The following is a 20,782-nucleotide window of genomic DNA, read 5'->3' as shown; positions in this document are numbered from 1 at the left end:
TGTTCGAATCTTACCGCGCCGACCCCGGACGGATCGGTCGCGTTTGCTTATTCTATGCGCTTGCGTCCTCAAGGCGCGCAACAGATTCTTCGCGTCCTAGAACAAGCATCATATCGAAAACGCTGGGGGTCACGGCGCGACCGGCAAGGGCTACGCGCAACGGTGCAGCCAGTTTGCCAAATTTGGTCCCGTGAGCTTCTGCAAGCCCGTTCAGGATCCCTTCCAGCGTGTTGCGGTCCCAGCTAGCATTTTGCAGCTGCGGCGTCAATTCTTTCAGTATACCACGGGATACTTCATCTAGGGACTCTGCCGCTTTCCCGTCCTGCTCAATGGGGCGAGTGGCAGTTGCAAATCTCGCTTTTTCAAGGAGTTGAGGGAATGTCTTCGCGCTCGTTTTCAGCACGTACATTGCATCTGTCAAAAGTTGACGTTGCTGCGGCTGCAAAGGGATTTGCCCCGTTGCGGCTAAAAAAGCCTCAAGCTCGGCCATCACCTCGGCATCGTTCATCGCAGCAAGATGTTGCCCCGATAGATTGTCCAACTTCTTGAAGTCGAACCGCGCCGGGCTTTTGCCGATTCCCGTCAGGTCGAACCACTCCAATGCCTGCGCATCTGTGAAGTATTCGTCATCCCCGTGGCTCCATCCCAGACGCGCCAGATAGTTGCGCATTGCGCGGGGGGGGTAGCCCATCGCCTGATATTCCTCGACCCCCAGCGCGCCGTGACGTTTGGACAGCTTTTTGCCGTCGGGACCATGGATCAGCGGAATATGCGCCCAGACCGGCACGTCCCACCCCATGGCCTGATAGACAAGTTGCTGGCGTGCGGCATTGTTCAGGTGATCATCCCCCCGAATGGCATGGGTCACACCCATGTCGTGATCGTCGACAACAACGGCCAGCATGTAGGTGGGCGTGCCATCGGATCGAAGGCAAATCATGTCGTCCAGTTGATCATTGCGGATCGTGACATCACCCTGCACCTGATCGCGGATCACGGTCGCACCGTCGCGCGGTGCTTTCAGGCGGATCACATAGGGCGCGTCCGGATGGGACGCGGGATCGGCATCGCGCCACGGCGATTGATACAATGTCGATTTTCCGTCGGCGCGGGCAGCATCGCGGAAGGCCTGAATTTCGTCCTGCGTGGCAAAGCACTTATACGCATGGCCGTTCGCCAGCATCTCGTGCGCCACTTCGGCGTGGCGGTCGGCGCGGTCGAATTGGCTGATCACCTCGCCGTCGTGATCCAGACCCAGCCATGCCAAACCCTTCAGGATCGCCGCGGTCGCTTCGGGGGTGGAGCGCGCGCGGTCTGTATCCTCGATCCTCAGCAGGAATTTCCCACCACGGCCACGGGCATAAAGCCAGTTGAACAGGGCAGTGCGGGCACCCCCGATATGTAGATATCCGGTGGGCGAGGGGGCGAAACGGGTGACGATCTGGTCGGTGGTCATGTGACGTTAACCTTTTGGAAACCATGCTGGCGTTACTCAGGTGTCAACGCGTTTGGTGCGCGATGAACCGTGGGCCTGGGGGCGAGGGGTCGATGACACCGCTCGGCTCAAGCCTGTCCCGACAGGCTTTACGCAAAAGGGAGGCCGTGAACAAGGGTGCTGGTCCATAAGTTCCTGATCCGGATCGAAGAAGAGCGGGGGCGCTTGCTGCACTGGGCACCGCTGTTCATGGGATCGGGCATTGGCCTATATTTCGGGCTGATGACCGAACCGACGGTGCCGGTCTATGTCGGACTGACCGCGTTGATTGTGATCTGCGCCGTGATCGCCCGGATCTGGCCGCGGGGGATCGGACCTCTGGCCACCGCCATCGGGTTGATGGCATTCGGCGTCAGTCTTGCGGGTGCGCGGGCGCATTACGTGGCCGAACCGGTGCTGGGTTTCCGCTACTACGGCCCTGTTGAGGGTCGCATCGTGAACATCGACCGATCGCAGTCTGATGCGGTGCGTCTGACGCTGGATCAGGTGCGGTTGGATGATGTCAGCCCGGCCAGCCGCGCGACCATGGTGCGCGTCTCTCTGCACGGGGATCAGCGTTTTCTCGACCCCGCCATTGGGCAGCGCATCGCATTGACCGCACATCTGTCGGGCCCCAACGGCCCTGTCGAACCCGGTGGCTTCGATTTTCAACGCATGGCGTGGTTTCGCGGCATCGGGGCGGTCGGCTATACTCGCGTTCCTGCACTTTTGCTCAGCCCACCCGAGCCGGGGGTCAACCTTGCGGTCTCGCGTATGCGGCAGGCAATCTCGGCCTGGGTGCGGGGCGTTTTGCCGGGGGAAACCGGTGCTTTTGCCGCCGCGATCACCACCGGCGACCGATCCGCCATGGGGCGACCGACGATCGAGGCGCTGCGGGCGTCGAACCTTGCCCACCTGCTGGCGATCTCGGGACTGCATATGGGACTGCTCACCGGGTTCATCTTTCAGGCGACGCGTATGCTTCTGAGCTTGTGGCAGGGCGTGGCCCTGCGGTTTCCGATCAAGAAACTGGCCGCCTGTGTGGCAATCCTGTCTGGCGGATTCTATCTGGCCCTGTCGGGCGGAAATATCGCGACAGAACGCGCATTCATCATGGTCGCGACCATGTTCGTCGCCATCCTGTTCGACCGCCGCGCCCTTTCGCTGCGCGCCGTGGCAATGGCGGCAATCATCGTCATGACCCTGCATCCCGAGGCCCTGGCAGAACCCGGTTTTCAGATGTCTTTTGCCGCCACAACCGCACTGGTGGCGGTGTTTGGCTGGCTCAGGGACAGAACGCGGGATGACCGTGCGTGGCGGGCCCCCAAATGGGCCCGTCCGGCGCTTGCGGTGGTGATTTCGTCCTTTGTGGCGGGGCTGGCAACTGCGCCTTTTGGGGCGGCACATTTCAACCAGGTCAGCCATTTCGGCCTGTTGGCCAATCTTCTGTCGGTGCCGGTCATGGGCGCGTTGATTATGCCGTTGGCGGTGCTGGCGGCACTGTTGTCGCCCGTCGGGCTGGGATGGTTGCCGCTGAAACTGATGGGGCCAGCGATTGACTGGATCATCGGCGTTGCGCGGTTCGTGTCCTCGCTGGATGGGGCAACCGGGCAAATCCCTGCTCCGCCGGACGCGGTGCTGCCGCTGGTCGCTGTGGGAGGTATCTTTGCCACGCTGTTGAAGTCACGCGCGCGGTGGGTGTCACTTGTGCCGTTCGCCATCGCCACGCTGCTGTGGTCACAGGTTACGCGCCCCCCGGTTCTGATCAGCGCCACGGGCGGGCTGGTTGGGGTGATGACCAAGGACGGGCGCGCCTTGTCAAAGCCACGTGGTGAAAGCTTCGCCGCGCTGTCCTGGTTGGAGAATGACGGCGATCCGGCAGATCAGGAAACAGCCTTCGCCCGCACCGGGTTCACCGGCGCCAAGGGAAAGATGCGCGCCGCGTTGGCAGGCGCAACGCTGATCCACCTGACCGGGCGCGGCGCCGGGGATCGCGTGACCGATGCCTGTGCCTCGGCCGATCTGGTGGTGCTGTCCGGAAAAGTGACCATACCCGCCCCGCCGGGTTGTGTATTGCTGGACCGTGCCGGCCTGGCCAAGACGGGCGCGGTCGCGTTGTGGCCAGATACCGGGCGGTTCATTGTCGAAACTGCCCGCGCAAAATCCGGCGACCGGCTATGGACCCGCTGACACGCAAGCGTGTTGCCCGCCACGCCCAAAGGCCCTAGCTTTCCTGCAAAGGAGCAGGAAATGGTCGAAACAGCCGGACGTATCACCCTTTGGGGTGTCGAAGTTTTTGTCGCAGCCGCCGACGAACGGTCGATCTCGATTGCGGCCCGCAGACTGGGGGCCAGCCCATCTTCGGTCAGCCAGCAACTGACCAATCTCGAGACCGCGCTGGGCACGACACTTCTGGATCGATCCGCCCGCCCGATGAACCTGACCCCTGCCGGGGCGCTGTTTCTGAAACGCGCGCAAGCCATCCTGAACGAGGCCGAACAGGCCCGCGCCGAATTGGCGCTGGGGGCAATGTCACAATTGTCGCGCTTGCGGCTGGGCATGATCGAGGATTTCGACGCCGATGTGACCCCCCGCCTGTTGTCTGAGCTTGCGGGCGACATGCAATCCACTCGTTTTCTTCTGGAAACCGGCGCGTCTCATCGGTTGCATGACCAGCTGGATGCCCGCGCGCTGGACGTGATTATTGCGGCAGACACGGGCGCGTCGGCGGACTGGATGGAGGTTCACGCGCTGATGGAGGAGCCCTTCGTTGCCGCGGTTCCAAGAGGCGTGGCCGACACGGCGGACCCCACCCAAACCCTGCGCGATCTGCCACTGGTGCAATACACAGCACGCCATCACATGGGGCGTGTGATCTCGGACCATCTGGCGCGACAGAATATTCACCTTCACAACCGGTTTGAACTGGACAGCTATCACGCGATCATGGCGATGGTGGCGGCAGGCGCAGGCTGGACGATCATCACACCGTTGGGCTTTTTCCACGCCCAGAGGTTCCGCGCGCAGACCGAATTGATCGAACTGCCTTTCGCCCCGATCACCCGCCGGATCAACCTGACCGCGCGCGAGGGCGTGTTGGGCAACTTGCCGCACGACATGGCGGCCCGTGCCCGGACGATCCTGACGGACATGATCGTGGACCCCGCCGCGCAATCCTATCCGTGGTTGCGCGACAAGCTGGTGGTGCTTTAGGCGGCGTTCGTCTTGGCTGACGGCGCTTTGACATCAGCTGCCGCTGCCACCAACGCATCGGCGATGAAATCCAGATCGGGCCTTTTCAGACGCACCGGCAGCCGGGTGTCACAGGCACGCATCAACATGTCGCGGGTTTGCGGCAGTTCGCCTTGATCGCCGATGAAATGCCAGTTCCAGAACGCACGCGCGTTATCCGTGCTCATCCCGAACACCTGCACCGAGACACCGCGTCGTTTCGCGGCATTCTGAAAGGCGCGGGTGTCATCGTCGCTCATTCCGACGAGGTTGAACTGGATGGAATCAGGCGCGCGGGTTTCCGGGGGCAGGGGGGCGGGCACGTCGATCCACGGGCTTTGGTTCAGCCGGTCAGCCACGTAATCGTGGTTCTTCAACCCATCCCTAACCCTGCGCTGCAATTCGTCCAGTTGGGGCCGAATGACCGCTGCCGACAGGTTCGACAGGCGCGTGTTGTAAAGCGGCAATTGGTTCTGCCAGCGCGCAAAAGCATCTTGCAGGGCCGAAGTGTTGTCACCGCGCGGGCCTTTGTGTTTTTTCCAGTTGTGTTCGTAAGCGCCCGACATGATGACCGCACGGGCGATCAGGTCGGCATCGTCAGTGATCAGGATCCCGCCTTCGCCCGCATTCAGCATCTTGTAGGACTGGAACGAGAAACAACCAATCTTGCCGATGGTCCCGATCTTGCGCCCGTGCCACAGCGTGCCCAGTGAATGGGCCGCATCCTCGATCACCGGCACACCGGCGGTGTCGCACAGCGCCATGATGGCATCCATGTCGGATGTGTGCCCGCGCATGTGGCTGATGATCACGGCCTTTATGTCGCCGGTCAGCTTGGCGGCGAAATCCTCCATGTCGATGCGGTAATTGTCTTTGACGTCGACCAGAACCGGCTGGCAATCGGCATGGACGACCGCGCTTGGCACGGCGGCAAAGGTGAAAGCCGGGATCAGAACCTTGGTGTCGCGCGGTAAGTCCAGTGCCTTGAGTGACAAAAACAGCGCGGCCGAACAACTGGCGACGGCCAGCGCGTATTTCGCGCCCATCATCTCGGCAAATTCGGCTTCCAGCAGGCTGACCGGGGCATCTTCGGGTGCCGTATAGCGAAACAGATCGCCCGATTGCAAAAGCCGGTCGATCTCGGCGCGGGCGGCTTCGGGGATGGGTTCAGCGTCATAGACGTTGGGGGCAAGGGTCAAAGTCGGCTCCTGCTCATGTGGACGAGAATCGGGTCAATTTCGATTTGCCGAAACTCTTCTTCGGATAATCCGTAGATGAATCCCCGCCGAAAAACCAGAAAAATGTGCTTATAAATGGAATCCGAACACAGACCCGCCGATGGCCGTTCAGCCACGCAAAGGGTTGAGGCACCCAGTTTCCCGAAGCCCCCGCCTTATCTTACACGTTCAAAAGCAGATGTTCGCGTTCCCATGGGCTGATGACTTGCAAGAACTCGTTGTATTCAGCCTTCTTCACGATGGAATAGACGCGTGCGAATTCCGGACCGAGAACCTCGTGCAAGCTCGTGGCCTCGTCAAACAGCTCCAGCGCATAGCCCAAATCGCGGGGGATATCCTCTTCCCCCTGATAGGCGTCGCCCCGGAACTGTGGCGTCGGGCGTTTTTCTTCCATCAGGCCAAGATAGCCAGCGGCAAGGCTGGCAGCGATCCCAAGATAGGGGTTGCAGTCCATCCCCGCGATGCGGTTTTCAACGCGCCGCGCCTTGGGTGAGGACAGCGGCACGCGGATACCTGTTGTGCGGTTGTCGCGGCCCCATTCCAGGTTGATCGGTGCCGCGTTGTCTTTCACATAGCGGCGATAGCTGTTCACATAAGGTGCCAGCACCGCCACTGCGCTGGGCAGGTGGTTCTGCATCCCGGCGATGAAGTGGAAAAACGCGTCTGTATCGCCCCCTTGAGGTCCGGCAAAGATATTCTCGCCGGTTTTGCGATCCAGCACCGAATGGTGAATGTGCATGGCGGATCCCGGCTCTTCGGCAATCGGCTTGGCCATGAACGTGGCAAAGCAATCGTGGCGCAGCGCGGCCTCGCGGATCAGACGTTTGAAATAGAACACTTCGTCGGCCAGCTTGATCGGGTCGCCGTGGATCAGGTTGATCTCCAGCTGGCCCGCGCCACCTTCTTGTGTGATGCCGTCAATCTCGAACCCCTGCGCTTCTGCGAAATCATAGATGTCGTCGATTACCGGGCCGAACTCGTCAACAGCGGTCATTGAATAGGCCTGACGCGCCGCCGCCGGGCGACCGGATCGGCCCATCATCGGTTTGATCTTCTCGGCCGGGTCGAGGTTGCGGGCGACCAGATAGAACTCCATCTCGGGCGCGACGACCGGCTCCCACCCTTGCGCGTGATACAGATCAACCACCCGCCTCAGCACGTTGCGGGGGCTGTAGGGGATGGGAGCTTTCTTGCGGTCATAGGCGTCATGGATCACCTGCAACGTCCAGTCGCCCGTCCATGGCGCGGCGGTGGCGGTGGACATGTCGGGCACCAGCGTCATGTCGCGTTCGATGAACCCTTCATCGCCAGCGGCTTCGCCCCAGTCGCCGGTGATTGTCTGATAAAACACGCTGTCGGGCAGGTGGAAATAGTCCTGCCGGGCGAACTTGCCCGCTGGCACGGCCTTGCCGCGCGCAATGCCAGGCAGGTCCGAGACGATACATTCAACCTCGTCGAGGCGTTTGCCATCCAGATAGGCCCGCGCGGCTTCGGGCAGATCGTCCATCCAGGCATTGGTGTCTGTTATTGACGTGTCCATTACCTGTCTCCTTTGTTCAGGATATCTGCCATTTGATCTGCGAATTTGTCGGCGTCAATGACTTGCGCCAGCCCGTCTTCTGCGTGGGACAGGACATCATCCGATATGTTGCCGCGGCCCCGGTATTTGATCAAAGCGTCGATCATCTGGGCCGTGAATTCCGGATGAGGCTGGATCGTCATGATCTTGTCGCCGATCATCAGCCCTGCATATTCGCAAAAGTCGTTCGACGCAAAGACCCGCGCGTCTTCGGGCAGTTTGACCACCTGATCCTGATGCCAGGCGTTCAGCGCGATCTTTTCGCCGTTGATGTCATAGACCTGACGTCCCACGGCCCAGCCGCCATCGAACTTCTCGACCTTGCCGCCAAGGGCCTGCGCGATGATCTGATGGCCAAAGCACACACCCACAAGGGGCAGGTTCGCATCGCGAATGTCGCGGATCAGCTCTTCCAGCGGGGGGATCCAGTCGTGATCCTCATAAGCGCCGTGTTTCGACCCTGTGATCAGCCAGCCATCTGCCGCGCCGGGGCCGTCGGGAAACTGGTTGTCCACCACGCTGTAGATTGTGAAGTCATAGCCATGCCCGTCCAGAAGCCGGGTGAACATCTGGCCATAATCGCCCAGATCGTCACGCACTTCATCAGGGGAGTGGCCGGTTTGTAGGATACCGATCCGCATGAATCACCGAATTTGATCAAATTATGGATTGGACACTAACCGAGCCAATGTGCCGGGGCAAGAGGGGAAATCGGCGGATGGGCGTGCCACCGTCGCGGGTTGGTGGCTATCGCATCATGGTGCGCATGAAACCGGGACGTCGGATGACCGCTTGCGGCAAATGCCGGTTCAACCGCTTTCCAACCTGACCGAAAATCGTGATCACCGTCAGCGTCAGCAGGATGAAGAACCCGGCCAGAATGGGATAGGGCACGAATGGGTTGAACGTTTTGTCGGCAAAATAGCTGGCGTAATACAACGCATCGCCGCGTTGCCCCCACACCGGAAAGCCCGAGAAGAACACCAGCGCAGTCGCGTGGAACAGAAAGATCGCTTCGTTCGTATAGGCGGGCCAGGCCAGCCGCAACATGGATGGCCAGACGATCCGGGTGAACCGGGTGCGCCCGCTGATGCCATACGCATCCGCCGCCTCAAGATCACCCTTGGGAATGGATTGCAGCGCGCCATAAAAGATCTCGGCGGTATAGGCGGTGGTGTTCAGGAACAGAACCAGCGTCGCCCCCAGCCAGGCCGAGGTGAAGGGCGCAAAGAGCGGCACGCTTTGTTTCAGAACCACAAAAACCGCATAGGCAAAGAACATCTGAATGAACAGGGGCGAGCCGCGAAACACATAGATGAAGAAATCAGCCGGTTTGCGTATCCACACATTCTGGCTGTTCTTGGCCAGCGCCATGCCGGTGGCGGCAAAGAACCCCAGCAAGATGGCAATCAGGCCGAAATAAATGTTCCAGATCATTCCCGACCCGATCAACGTCACCTGTTCGCACAGGGTGAAATCTTCGCGCGGCAGCAGACGTTCGCCAATCCCGACCGAACGCAGGGCATAATCCTGAATGGTTTGAAGGCAGCTCATTGTGCGGCCTTTCGCTGGGCTTCACCGGCAGCGGTGGCCTGTCCATGTGACAGGCGTCGCGTGATGCGTTTGAAAATCCGTTCGCTGACGGATGTCAGCATCAGATAGAACACGAGCAGCCCAAAGAAATAGATCGCGTGCCAATTGCCATGGGGATAATCGGAAAAGCGCGCTGTCTTGGTGCCGCCAAGCTCGCGTGCCCAATAGACGATATCTTCAACCCCAAGAAGGAACAGAAGCGGCGTGGCTTTCACAAGGATCATCCACAGGTTCGACAGGCCGGGCAGGGCGAAGATCCACATCTGCGGCACAAGGATACGCCAGAAGGTTTGGCGCGAGGTCATGCCATAGGCTTCGGCAGTCTCTAGCTGGGCGTGGGGCACCGCGCGCATCGCGCCATACAGCACATTGGCCGCAAACGCGCCGAAGACGATAGAGAAGGTCAGAACCGCGAGTGAAAAACCATAGACCTCGTGCACCCATTGCGGGCTGGTGGACAGGGGCAGTTTGGCCTGAGTGCAGACAACGAAGTCGCTGCCCTGGCGGATCGGTTCAGACCAATCGGGACATTTGACCTTGTGGCGCAGATATTCAAAGGCTTGGTCCAGAGCGATGACGAAAAACATGAAAAAGGCGATGTCGGGAACACCACGCACAATCGCCGTGTAGGTTTTGCCCAGCAGACTCAGCGGCAAGAACCGCGAGCGAGCGGCGGACGCGCCGGCAAAACCAAACAAGAGCGCAACCGGTGCCGTGATCAAGAGCAACGCGATGACCGTCAGGAAGGACAAGTAAAAGGCCATGTGCTTGCCTGTGGACAGGTAGCAGCTAAGCCAGGTCAGGCCCTCAAGTGTTGACGGGTCGGTGCAGTAGGAAAACATTGCGATTACCGATTGGGGTTGCCCCGGTGTGCCGGTCTGGTCGAACCGCACGGGCAAAAAATGGCCCGCACGACACACGCGCGGGCCAAAGGTTCAGATTATTACCACTGCGAAGAAACTTCCCACTTGGCAATCATCTCGTTCAGAGAACCGTCATCCTTCATGGACTGGATCGCTGCGTCGAACGTGTCACGCAGTTCGGCATCGCTTTCACGGAAACCCATTCCGACACCGCCGCCAATGGCTTCCATCCGCTCCAGCATCACCAAGCCGTCCGAGCCGACCATCGTGTCAAGATAGCTCTTGTCGGCAAGAACTGCATCCGCTTCACCGCTCTTCACCGCCGCGACGGTTTCTTCGGGGGTCGGGAACTCGACCACGGTCCAGCCCTGTTCAGCAACGAATGCGGCCTGAATGGTGGTCGCCTGCGCCGCGATCACGCCGCCTTCAAGGTCCACATCCGGCGACATGGCAAGATAGGCGGAAGGATCTGGTGGGGTGTAGGGCTGGGTGAAGTCGATGACTTCGTCGCGTTCATCGGTGATCGACATGCCCGCGATGATCGCGTCATAGTTGCCCGACACGAGGTTCGGGATGATCGTGTCCCATTCGTTCTTGACCCATTCACAGGTCAGGTCGGCGCGTTTGCACAGCTCGTCGCCCAGTTCGCGTTCGAAGCCGTCAATCTCGCCGGCATCGTTGACAAAGTTCCACGGTGCATAGGCGCCTTCGGTGCCAAGACGCACGGTCTTGTCGCTTTGGGCCATCGCGAAACCTGCCGAGATCGCGAGAGCCGCGGTCGAAAGGATCAGCTTTTTCATAAGTTAACTCCCTTAAAGTGTTGGTTTTCTTGGTTTTTCAAATCAGCCGGGTTGGGTGGCCGATAGAAACTGTTGTAGCCGTTCGCTTTTCGGCGATCCGAACAGCGTTTCGGGTGGGCCTTCTTCTTCAATCAGACCTTGATGCAAGAAGATGACGTGGTCCGACACATCTGCCGCCAACCGCATATCGTGGGTCACGATCACCATGGTGCGTCCTTCGGTGGCCAAATCCTTGATGACCCTGACCACCTCTTGCTCCAACTCTGGATCAAGGGCCGATGTCGGCTCGTCAAACAAAAGCGCCTTCGGTTCCATGCACAGAGCGCGCGCGATGGCGGCACGTTGTTGCTGCCCGCCGGACAGTTGCGCGGGCCAGACATCGCATTTGTCGCCAATGCCAACTTTCGCCAGATAGGCGCGGGCTTTTTCCTCGACCTCGGCCTTGTTCCGGCCCAGCACCGTCACTGGGGCTTCCATCACATTTTGCAGGATGGTCATGTGGGACCAGAGGTTGAACTGTTGAAACACCATCGACAGGTTGGTGCGGATTCGTGTGACTTGCGCGCGGTCAGCGGGGTGCCGGTGCAAAGCATGGCCGCGCCATTTGATCGGTTCACCTTCAAACAGGATTTCCCCTTGCTGGCTGTCCTCAAGCAGGTTTGCACAGCGCAGAAGTGTGGATTTGCCCGAACCCGACGACCCGATCAGCGACACAACATGCCCACGCTCGGCGACCAGATCGACCCCTTTCAGGACTTCAAGAGCCCCGTAACTTTTGTGAAGGTCACTGATCTGGATCACAGGCGTGGCTGTGGAGGAGTTTTGGGCAGCGTTGTCTAGTGGCACTTGGAAGCCTAGTTGTGAAACAAGTGGTGTGACACCGGAGTAGGGCGCATATTCGCCTGAATTGCAACGGCGAAAAGGCGGGGAAGTAACGTAAATCCGGGCGGATCGGCGGTCAGGCAAGGCATATTGTGCATGGCGATCCACGACGTGCGCGTTACGGTTGAACCCTCAGTCCGACGCAAATGTGCGCACTGGGTCGCGAAGTGGGCACCGCGCCAAGGGGTGGTTCCATAGATTGCACTGCTCAGGTGCCGCCGCCGGTGATTTCCTGCGTGGCCCGAAGACGAGCCTCGTTGCTTTGCAGATCCGTGATGCCAAGAAAGCGTGGGATCATCCGCATCAACGCATCCTCTTCCATCGTGCGCACACCATCGGCCAGCACGACGGACCACGCCGCTTCGATTACGGCAATCCGGTCGTCCAGCGGCACACCATCCTTTACCGCATTGGTAAAACGCACAGTGTCGGGGGCAGCAGCTTCGGTCTGTTCGGCTTCATGTCGCAATGCGGCGGCTGCGTCGGGTGTTAAACCGTAGCGGCGGGACAGGATGCGCGTGATCTCGTCAATTTCGGTCGCGCCATAGGCATTGTCAGATCGCGCCAGTCGCACCAGAAGGGCGGCAATGGCCAGCCGCGCGTCATCCTTGTCCAGCGGACTGGGGTCGGGTTGGCTGAGTTTCGACAATAAGGATCGGATCATGACGCTAACCTAAGACACCCATCTTAAAATGCCAGCCCGGATTGCCCATCGCGGATCACAAGCGTGTCAAGCGACATCATGCGTTCCTCATCGGGATCAGACCAGCCGCTCAATGTCTTTCGCCGCACGAACGAAATCAGCAAACAGCGGCGCCGGATCAAAGGGTTTTGACTTCAGTTCCGGGTGGAACTGCACACCGACGAACCAGGGATGATCTTTCCATTCAACGATTTCCGGCAGCCGACCATCCGGCGACATGCCCGAGAAATGCAATCCGCATTCCTCCAGTTGTTTGCGGTATTTGGTGTCGACTTCATAGCGATGGCGGTGGCGTTCTTCGATGGTCGTCGCGCCATAGATTTCGGCAACCTTCGATCCGTCGGCCAAAGTCGCGGTATAGGCGCCCAGCCGCATCGTGCCGCCCTTGTCGTCCGAGACTTTGCGTTTGACCTTGTAATTACCCTGCACCCATTCCTTCAGGTGATAGACGACGGGGGTAAAGCGGGTTTCTCCGGCTTCGTGGTCGAATTCCTCCGATCCAGCATCCTCGATGCCCGCCACGTTGCGCGCGGCTTCGACCACTGCCATCTGCATCCCCAGACAAATGCCCAGATAAGGGATCTTGCGTTCACGGGCGAACTGTGCGGCCTTGATCTTGCCTTCGGTGCCACGCTCGCCGAACCCGCCGGGGACAAGGATCGCATGGAAACCTTCCAGATAGGGTGCCGGGTCTTCCTGCTCGAACAGTTCCGCATCCACCCATTCCAGTTTCACCCGCACACGGTTGGCCATGCCACCATGCATCAGGGCTTCCTTGATTGATTTATAGGCATCCTCAAGCTGGATATACTTGCCGACCACCGCCACGCGCACTTCGCCTTCGGCGTTGTGGATGCGGTCTTCAACATCCTCCCAGCGGCGCAGATCAGGTTTGGGGGCGGGGGCGATCTGGAACGCGTCCAGCACGGCCTGATCCAACCCGACATTGTGGAACGCCATGGGCGCCTCATAGATCGACTTCAGGTCATATGCAGGTATCACAGCGTCAAGGCGGACGTTACAGAACAGCGCGATCTTGGCACGCTCTTTTTCCGGGATAGGATGCTCGGCGCGACAGACCAGCACATCTGGCGCGATGCCGATCGAGCGCAGTTCCTTCACCGAGTGTTGGGTGGGCTTCGTCTTCAATTCGCCCGAGGCCGCCAGATAGGGCAGCAGGGTGAGGTGCATGAAAATACACTGACCACGCGGGCGTTCCTGGCTGAACTGACGGATCGCTTCAAAGAAGGGCAGGGCTTCGATATCGCCGACCGTGCCGCCGATTTCACACAGCATGAAGTCAACTTCATCATCACCGATTTCAATGAACTCTTTGATTTCATTGGTGACATGCGGAATTACCTGAATCGTTTTGCCCAGATAGTCGCCGCGTCGCTCTTTTTCCAACACATTGGTATAGATGCGGCCCGACGAAACGGAATCGGTGGCGCGCGCCGCCACCCCGGTAAACCGTTCGTAATGCCCAAGGTCCAGGTCGGTTTCCGCCCCGTCATCGGTGACGAACACCTCGCCATGTTCAAACGGGCTCATCGTGCCGGGATCGACGTTCAGGTAGGGGTCGAGTTTGCGCATCCGCACCGAATAGCCGCGCGCCTGCAACAAGGCACCCAAGGCAGCGGCGGTCAGTCCCTTGCCCAATGAAGAAACCACACCGCCGGTGATGAAAATGTAACGTGCCATGCGTCAGGCTGCCCCCGTGAAACCGGCGCCTCTGCGCCTTTGGATTTTGGTTTTCGAACTCTGCGTGCGGCCACGAAAAAAGCCCCGGCGAATCCGTTGTCCACGGGATTAAAGACATAATCGATTCCGGTCCCCCGCGCAACCAGATCGCAAGATGATGGGGCGGAAAATCCGCCCTGCCTCAAGGTCTTGTGGGTATCAGTCCGCGCGGGGCGGGGTCAGGCTGTCATCCGCGCTACTCGGAGGCAGCAGGTCGGACACGTCAGGCGTGACAGGTGCGTCGGGGCTTGCGGCACCGTCAACGGCAGGGGCTTCGATCCCCAGCGTATCCACAACCGATGTGTCAGCCGAGTTCTTCGCCGCAATCACCGTCAGGGTGATCGAGGTGCCGAGAAACGCAATGGCAAAGACCCAGGTCAGTTTGCCCAACGCGGTGGCTGCTCCGCGTGATGACATTACGCCACCACCACCGCCACCGCCACCGCCGATGCCCAAACCGCCACCTTCCGAGCGCTGCAAAAGCACGATCCCGATCAGGCCAAGGGCCAGGATCAGGTGAATGACGAGGATGACGTTTTCCATAAGGGACGCTTCCGTGGCTGGGGGTTCGTTCAATCTGCGGGGCTATGTAGGGGAAAAGCCGAAGGGGTGCAAGAAGCGTGGCGCCTCATTATGTGAATACTTCCCGCGTTTATCCGTTCACATGCGGATTACGGGTTTCACACAAAGGCATGTGCGGCTATGACCCTAGCGGGTTTTCTTTGAGACAGGAAATAGATCATGGCCAATGTAGTCGTCGTAGGTGCCCAGTGGGGCGATGAGGGAAAGGGCAAGATCGTTGACTGGCTCAGCGAACGTGCCGATGTGATCGCGCGCTTTCAAGGCGGCCACAATGCGGGCCATACGCTGGTTGTGGAAGGCAAGGTCTATAAGCTGCACGCCCTGCCGTCCGGTGTCGTGCGCGGCGGGAAATTGTCGGTGATCGGCAATGGTGTCGTGCTGGATCCCTGGCATCTTTTGACCGAGATCGAAACGATTACCGGGCAAGGGGTCGTGATCTCGCCGGATACGTTGATGATTGCCGAAAACACGCCGCTGATATTGCCGTTCCACGGTGAATTGGATCGCGCGCGGGAAGAGGCGGCATCGAAAGGCACCAAGATCGGCACCACCGGGCGCGGCATCGGCCCGTGCTACGAAGACAAGGTGGGGCGTCGTGCCATCCGCGTCGCCGATCTGGCTGATGAGGTCACGCTTGAAACCCGCGTGGACCGTGCCCTTCAGCACCACGACCCGCTGCGCAAGGGATTGGGGATCGACCCGATTGACCGGGACGCCCTGATCGCCCTTCTGAAAGAAGTGGCCCCGAAAATTCTGCGTTTCGCAGCCCCGGTCTGGAAAGTGTTGAATGAAAAGCGCAAAGCGGGCAAACGTATTTTGTTTGAAGGGGCGCAGGGTGCACTTCTGGACATCGACTTCGGCACCTATCCTTTCGTCACCTCGTCGAACGTGATCGCCGGGCAGGCAGCCACGGGCGTGGGCATCGGCCCCGGTTCGATCGACTATGTGCTGGGTATCGTGAAAGCATACACCACCCGTGTGGGCGAAGGTCCGTTCCCAACCGAGTTGGACGATGATGACGGCCAGCGCCTTGGCGAACGTGGCCATGAATTCGGCACCACGACCGGGCGCAAACGCCGCTGCGGCTGGTTCGACGCGGCGCTGGTGCGCCAGACCTGTGCGACCTCGGGTGTGTCGGGCATTTCGCTGACCAAGCTCGACGTTTTGGACGGGTTCGAAACGCTGAAAATCTGCGTCGGATACGAGTTGGACGGCAAGCGGATGGACTATTTGCCGACCGCGGAAAACGAACAGGCCCGCTGCGCGCCAATCTACGAAGAAATGCCGGGCTGGTCCGAAACGACCGAGGGCGCGCGCAGTTGGAACGATCTGCCCGCCAACGCGATCAAATATGTGAAACGCGTGGAAGAGCTGATCGACTGCCCCGTCGCCCTTCTGTCCACCAGCCCGGAACGGGACGACACCATTCTTGTCACCGACCCGTTCGCGGATTGATCGACAATGGCATTGGGATACAAAGCACGTAAGCGCCTGTCTTTGCTGGTTTTACTGGTGGGGTTGCCACTATACATTCTTGTGGCGGTGAAGGTGGTCAGCCTGTTTGACCGCCCGCCGATCCTAATGGAGCTGCTGGTCTATATCGTGCTTGGTTTTTTGTGGATGATCCCGCTGCGAAAGGTGTTTCTGGGCGTGGGCAAGCCCGACCCGGATGCCGATCCGGACAGCTATCCGCATGATCCGGTGGACGCCGAGGAGGAGAAGCGCGGCACAAAGAAATAACGAACTATCCGCCAAGCCCCTAAAACAAAAGCACGACCCCTAAGGGGTCGAGCTTTTATTTAAATTTTAACAGGTTAGGCTGATTGGCGTCCGCTTTCATCGGTTGCGTCGCCTTCCGCAAGGGCAAAGCGGCCCGGTGCAATCTTGCTGATACGACCTTCACGCAACAGACGACCAAACGCGCGCAAGGCTTCTTCGCGCGAGATGCCACCATTGACGTTCAGCGCGACGACCAACCGCATCACATGCGGGCGGCTGAACTGCGGCATTCCCTGAACTTTCGTGGCATAGGTGGCAGCAGCCTCCATCAAGCCCGTCATGTCCGAGGCATCGGCCCCATTCACATAGGCCGCGAACCCATCCTGAGAGGGGTCTGCCGAGACGGCACCGAAGGTTTTGCCGGCACCATCAACAGGTGCCTGCCCGGCGACGGTTTCCGCCTTGCTGCCGGGTTTGCGGCTGACACGGCGCGGGCGCACGATTCGCACGGCCTTGTTGCCCTTTGCATCGGTGTCCGCGTCTTCATCGGTATCGCGAATGGCATCGACGCGCTGCTCTGACACCAGAACCAGCGGGGCCATACGCAACGAATTGCCCTTCGACTCGGTGTTTTCGGGACGCTTCGGGCGGACGGCGCGGGCCAGGTCTTCGCGATACGGGTCTTCTTCGTGTTCTTCGTCCTCGACCTCACCGGCATCTTCATCAGCGCGTTTTGCTTGCACGGCGGCTTTCAGATGTTCGATCGAGTTGCGGCGGCGCGAAACTTCCTGGCTGTCCATCTTGTCGTTGGTTTCAGCCAGAATCCGGTTCAAAGTCTCGTCGCTTTGATCGGCGGCACCGTTGTCAAACACCTGCTCGCGACGTTCGCGGCGCGCTTCGGTTTTGACCTCGTGGTCAATCATGTTCAGCAGTTTCAGGGTCGAGTGATCGTTCTGATCGCCGTCGTCGGGGCTCCCGTCATCCTGTTCTGCGTCATCAGAGTCCAGAACGGTCGCGTCTTCCACGTCTTTCGGTGTAACGGTCAGTTCTTCAACGCCATCCTCGCGCCGCATCCGCTTCACACGCACAACACGATTGACGGGGCGCAAAGCCTCTGGTTCGTCGTCGAAGGTGTTTTCCAGAACATTGGTGACGCCGTCTTCGATGTCCAGATCAGCATCGTCTTCATCGTCATAGCTGGCGTCCACTTCGGCCACGTCTTGGTCGGCCTGATCGCCTTGTGCATTCAGTTGGGACAGAATGGCGTCAACATCTTCATCTGTGTCAGTACGGACGCTGGCATCCGCGCTCAGAACCAACGGACCATCTGTGGATGAGGCTTCGTCAGAGACCTCTTCGGTTGCGTCCGGCTGTGCGTCTGCTTCCTGTGCTTCGTCCTGATCAACCGTGGCGTCGATGACGGCGCTTTCCGCCGCAACGTCTTTCTTGTCGGCGTCATAAAACGGCTCGACATCCGGGTCGTCCGAGAAATCGTCCAAGCTGGCGTCGTTTGCAACGGCGCGAATACGATCCAGCTTTGCTTCCGCACTGTCATCGTCCAAATCGGCCGGGGCGTGCGTGGCGGCTTCTTCCGCCATATGTTCAAAATTGTCGTGTTCAGCATTGCCAGCGTTTTCGGTGGCGTCCTCGGCGACCGGTTGGTCCGCGTCTTGCTTGACCTCTGCATGACGATCTTCAGCGGGAGCTTCTTCTGCCGGGGCAGCTTTTTCTGTCTCTGCGGCTTCGGCAGTGTCTTCTTCGGCCGCTTCGTCTGCCGGAGTGTCCGCCTGATCTTCTGCATCATCATTCAGCAGCGCCTGACCGGCCACCACCGTGGCTCCGGTTTTGGTCACAGCAGGCAGGGCCGAGCCTTCCTGACGCAGAACAACTCCATCGTCCTCCACCCGAGCCTGAACGCGTTTCTGAATTTCGCGTTCGGCAATACGGTGAAGCACCTCGGCATCCGGCGTCGGGGGCTCCGCACCGAAATAGCGGTCATCCGCTGCCAGATCGCGAAAATACTCCGCGATGGACTTCATGGTGCCAAATGGCTCGTCGAATCCTTCAAGCGTGCACGAAAAAGTGCCATAGGATACAGTGAGGATTTTGCTGTTGCTCACCATTGATAACTCACTTTCTCCTCCGAAACTGCGCAGGTATACACCACCCTACATCGTTCCGGGAACTTAAACAAAGCCGTGAAAACCACGGTATTTTTTCCGGACAAGTCCGTTCTTAAAATCAGATTGGGAGACAATTGTGTCCATAATGAGATATTTTCGTCAATTTTCCCACAATGTGACTTTGCTGGGCGGCGGTGTTGTGAATCCGGCGACACTTGCGCATTGTCTGAGCCTTGCGCCAGAGCTTGTCGCGGCGGATGGCGGTGCGGATCAGGCGTTGGAAATGGGGCATGTGCCCGTGGTCGTGGCCGGCGATATGGATTCGGTGTCGGACCGGGCGCGCAAGGTGATCGGTGCGGATCGGTTCGTTGACACCCCGGACCAGAATCGCACGGATTTCCACAAAACGCTTGATCTGATCGACGCGCCGGTGGTCCTGGGGGTCGGGTTCATGGGCAAGCGGCTGGATCACGAACTGGCCTGCTATAACACCTTGGTGCGGCTGCCGGAAAAGCGGGTCATACTGGTAGGCGAGGTGGACATTTGCTTCCATCTGTCCGCGCCGCTTACAATGTCGTTGCCAATCGGCACCCGGTTTTCGCTGTTTCCCATGGCCAAGGTGAAAGTGAGCGGCACAGGCCTGGTCTGGCCGGTGGAAGATCTTGAAATGTCGCCTTGGGGTATGATCGGCACATCGAATGAAACCAACGCGATGAAAGTTACCGTCGAGGCTGATGGCCCTGGTCTTCTGGTGATCCTGCCGCGCGCCCAATTGACCGATGCCATTGCGGTTTTGACCCCGCCTAAAGTCTAGCAGTTCGGGACGTTCACGGCCAAACCGCCAAGGGACGTCTCTTTATACTTTTCCGACATGTCCTGCCCGGTTTCGAACATCGTCTTGATGCAGGCATCCAGTGGCACAAGATGGGTGCCATCGCCGCGCAGGGCCAGTGACGCGGCAGACACCGCCTTGATCGCGCCCAGCCCGTTGCGCTCGATACAAGGCACCTGCACAAGCCCGCGCACGGGGTCGCAGGTCAGACCCAGATGGTGCTCCAAAGCAATCTCGGCGGCATTTTCAACCTGCATCGGCGTGCCGCCCATCACGGCGCACAGCCCGGCGGCGGCCATGGCGCTGGCCGATCCAACCTCGGCCTGACACCCCGCTTCCGCGCCAGAAATAGATGCGTTGTGTTTCACGATCCCGCCAATCGCCGAAGCTGTCAGAAGAAATTCATGCACCCGTGACGGCACCGCGCCCGGCACATGGTTCAGCCAATAACGAACAACCGCGGGCAAGACCCCCGCCGCACCGTTGGTCGGGCTGGTTACAACCTGCCCACCTGCGGCGTTTTCTTCATTCACCGCCATGGCATAGACGCTCATCCAATCGTTGATGATATGCGGGGCGGACAGGTTCATCCCCTGTTCCGCCATCAGGCTGTCATGGATCGCCTTCGCGCGGCGGCGCACCAGAAGGCCACCCGGCAGGATTCCATCCTGCGCCAATCCGCGGTCAATGCACCGGTTCATCGCATCCCAAATCCGGTCCAGCCCTTCGGCAAGCGCGGTTGGACCCATGTGTTCCAACTCGTTTTCGCGCTTCATATCGGCGATGGATTTGCCGGACTCTTGGGCCATCTCAAGCATCTGGGCGGCAGTGTCGAATGGATAGGGATGCCGCTTGGCATCGCGCACGTCCAACACCGCCTCGCGTGCCTGTTCGGCTTCGGTCACGACAAAGCCGCCGCCGATGGAATAGTAAGTCTCGCGCACCACCACATCGCCCTGAGCGTCAGTGGCCATCAGTTGCATCCCGTTGGCGTGACCCGGCAGGGGCGTTTCATAATCGAAGATCAGGTCGGTCTTTGGGACAAAGGCCAAGGTGCCCAATCCCACAGGACTGACAGTGCCGGTGCGGTTGATCTCGGCCAACGTGGCTTCGGCGCTGATGTGGTCATAGCTGTCAGGCAGAAAACCGGCCAGGCCAAGAATGGTTGCCCGATCAGTCGCGTGACCCACTCCGGTAAAGGCAAGCGACCCGTGCAAAGAGGCGCGCAATCCCTGCACCTTGAAGGGTTGGGCGCGCAGATGGTCCAGAAATCGCCCCGCTGCGACCATTGGGCCCATGGTATGGGATGAACTGGGGCCGACCCCGATTTTGAACATGTCAAAGACAGACAGGAACATTGTGACCTCGTTCGATTGCAGGTTGGATCAGATTGATCATTTCACACCGGGATGTCAGCGCAAAA

At 59.6% G+C, this 20,782-nt stretch carries 18 protein-coding genes; 5 read left to right on the top strand and 13 right to left on the bottom strand.

From position 1 onward, the window contains the following. Positions 1–52: 52 nt before the first annotated feature. A complete protein-coding gene (gene gltX / locus AC13C8_RS17445) occupies positions 53–1,456 on the bottom strand; it encodes a glutamate--tRNA ligase (RefSeq protein ID WP_482848540.1) in 1,404 nt (467 codons plus the stop codon). Positions 1,457–1,612: 156 nt separating this feature from the next. Between gltX and AC13C8_RS17440 the strand changes: the two genes are divergently transcribed. Continuing rightward, a complete protein-coding gene (locus AC13C8_RS17440) occupies positions 1,613–3,664 on the top strand; it encodes a ComEC/Rec2 family competence protein (RefSeq protein WP_482848539.1) in 2,052 nt (683 codons plus the stop codon). 60 nt (positions 3,665–3,724) lie between these two features. Next, a complete protein-coding gene (locus AC13C8_RS17435; protein WP_091429258.1) occupies positions 3,725–4,687 on the top strand; it encodes a LysR family transcriptional regulator in 963 nt (320 codons plus the stop codon). Here the strand turns inward: AC13C8_RS17435 and AC13C8_RS17430 are convergent. The 10 genes from AC13C8_RS17430 to secG form a co-directional block, all read right to left on the bottom strand. Beyond that, the gene (locus AC13C8_RS17430) at positions 4,684–5,904 is read right to left on the bottom strand and encodes a DegT/DnrJ/EryC1/StrS family aminotransferase (protein ID WP_091429260.1); all 1,221 of its coding nucleotides are present in this window, start codon (positions 5,902–5,904) and stop codon (positions 4,684–4,686) included. The two genes, AC13C8_RS17435 and AC13C8_RS17430, sit on opposite strands and share 4 nt — an antisense overlap. A gap of 199 nt (positions 5,905–6,103) precedes the next feature. After that, on the bottom strand, positions 6,104–7,483 hold the full coding sequence (locus AC13C8_RS17425; protein ID WP_091429262.1) for a glutamine synthetase family protein: 1,380 nt from the start codon (positions 7,481–7,483) through the stop codon (positions 6,104–6,106). Continuing rightward, the gene (locus AC13C8_RS17420; RefSeq protein WP_482848538.1) at positions 7,483–8,163 is read right to left on the bottom strand and encodes a type 1 glutamine amidotransferase; all 681 of its coding nucleotides are present in this window, start codon (positions 8,161–8,163) and stop codon (positions 7,483–7,485) included. The genes AC13C8_RS17425 and AC13C8_RS17420 overlap by 1 nt, the downstream gene beginning before the upstream one ends. A 106-nt stretch (positions 8,164–8,269) precedes the next feature. Further along, on the bottom strand, positions 8,270–9,076 hold the full coding sequence (locus tag AC13C8_RS17415; protein ID WP_482848537.1) for an ABC transporter permease: 807 nt from the start codon (positions 9,074–9,076) through the stop codon (positions 8,270–8,272). Further along, positions 9,073–9,957, bottom strand: coding sequence for an ABC transporter permease (locus AC13C8_RS17410; protein ID WP_091432111.1), 885 nt, complete (start codon positions 9,955–9,957; stop codon positions 9,073–9,075). The genes AC13C8_RS17415 and AC13C8_RS17410 overlap by 4 nt, the downstream gene beginning before the upstream one ends. A 101-nt stretch (positions 9,958–10,058) precedes the next feature. Further along, positions 10,059–10,778, bottom strand: a complete 720-nt coding sequence (locus tag AC13C8_RS17405) for a transporter substrate-binding domain-containing protein (RefSeq protein ID WP_091429266.1) — start codon at positions 10,776–10,778, stop codon at positions 10,059–10,061. 42 nt (positions 10,779–10,820) lie between these two features. Continuing rightward, positions 10,821–11,579 (bottom strand): ABC transporter ATP-binding protein, encoded by a 759-nt coding sequence (locus AC13C8_RS17400; RefSeq protein ID WP_177179302.1) that lies wholly within the window; start codon positions 11,577–11,579, stop codon positions 10,821–10,823. Between the two features lie 289 nt (positions 11,580–11,868). Further along, positions 11,869–12,324 carry a tellurite resistance TerB family protein gene (locus tag AC13C8_RS17395; RefSeq protein WP_091429270.1) on the bottom strand — a complete coding sequence of 152 codons (456 nt, stop codon included), beginning with the start codon at positions 12,322–12,324 and terminating at the stop codon, positions 11,869–11,871. Between the two features lie 96 nt (positions 12,325–12,420). After that, positions 12,421–14,064: a CTP synthase gene (locus tag AC13C8_RS17390; protein WP_091429271.1), complete on the bottom strand. Its 1,644-nt coding sequence runs from the start codon at positions 14,062–14,064 to the stop codon at positions 12,421–12,423. 198 nt (positions 14,065–14,262) lie between these two features. Then, complete coding sequence (gene secG, locus AC13C8_RS17385) at positions 14,263–14,646, bottom strand: preprotein translocase subunit SecG (RefSeq protein WP_482848644.1); 384 nt, start codon at positions 14,644–14,646, stop codon at positions 14,263–14,265. A gap of 198 nt (positions 14,647–14,844) precedes the next feature. Here secG and AC13C8_RS17380 point away from each other — a divergent pair, with 198 nt between their 5' ends. After that, entirely contained in the window at positions 14,845–16,140 is a 1,296-nt protein-coding gene (locus AC13C8_RS17380; protein ID WP_482848536.1) for an adenylosuccinate synthase, read from the top strand. A 6-nt stretch (positions 16,141–16,146) separates the two neighbouring features. Further along, complete coding sequence (locus AC13C8_RS17375; protein ID WP_091429276.1) at positions 16,147–16,425, top strand: DUF2842 domain-containing protein; 279 nt, start codon at positions 16,147–16,149, stop codon at positions 16,423–16,425. Positions 16,426–16,499: 74 nt separating this feature from the next. On the opposite strand, the gene AC13C8_RS17370 is transcribed toward AC13C8_RS17375, so the two are convergent. Then, positions 16,500–18,527, bottom strand: a complete 2,028-nt coding sequence (locus tag AC13C8_RS17370) for a hypothetical protein (protein ID WP_482848535.1) — start codon at positions 18,525–18,527, stop codon at positions 16,500–16,502. A gap of 145 nt (positions 18,528–18,672) precedes the next feature. Between AC13C8_RS17370 and AC13C8_RS17365 the strand changes: the two genes are divergently transcribed. Next, entirely contained in the window at positions 18,673–19,341 is a 669-nt protein-coding gene (locus AC13C8_RS17365; RefSeq protein WP_482848534.1) for a thiamine diphosphokinase, read from the top strand. Here AC13C8_RS17365 and AC13C8_RS17360 read toward each other — a convergent pair. Then, entirely contained in the window at positions 19,338–20,717 is a 1,380-nt protein-coding gene (locus AC13C8_RS17360; protein WP_482848533.1) for an L-serine ammonia-lyase, read from the bottom strand. The genes AC13C8_RS17365 and AC13C8_RS17360 overlap by 4 nt on opposite strands. Between the last annotated feature and the right edge of the window lie 65 nt (positions 20,718–20,782).

The organism is Aliiroseovarius sp. B-4 (assembly GCF_056857795.1).
This window is presented reverse-complemented; position numbering and strand designations above follow the sequence as displayed.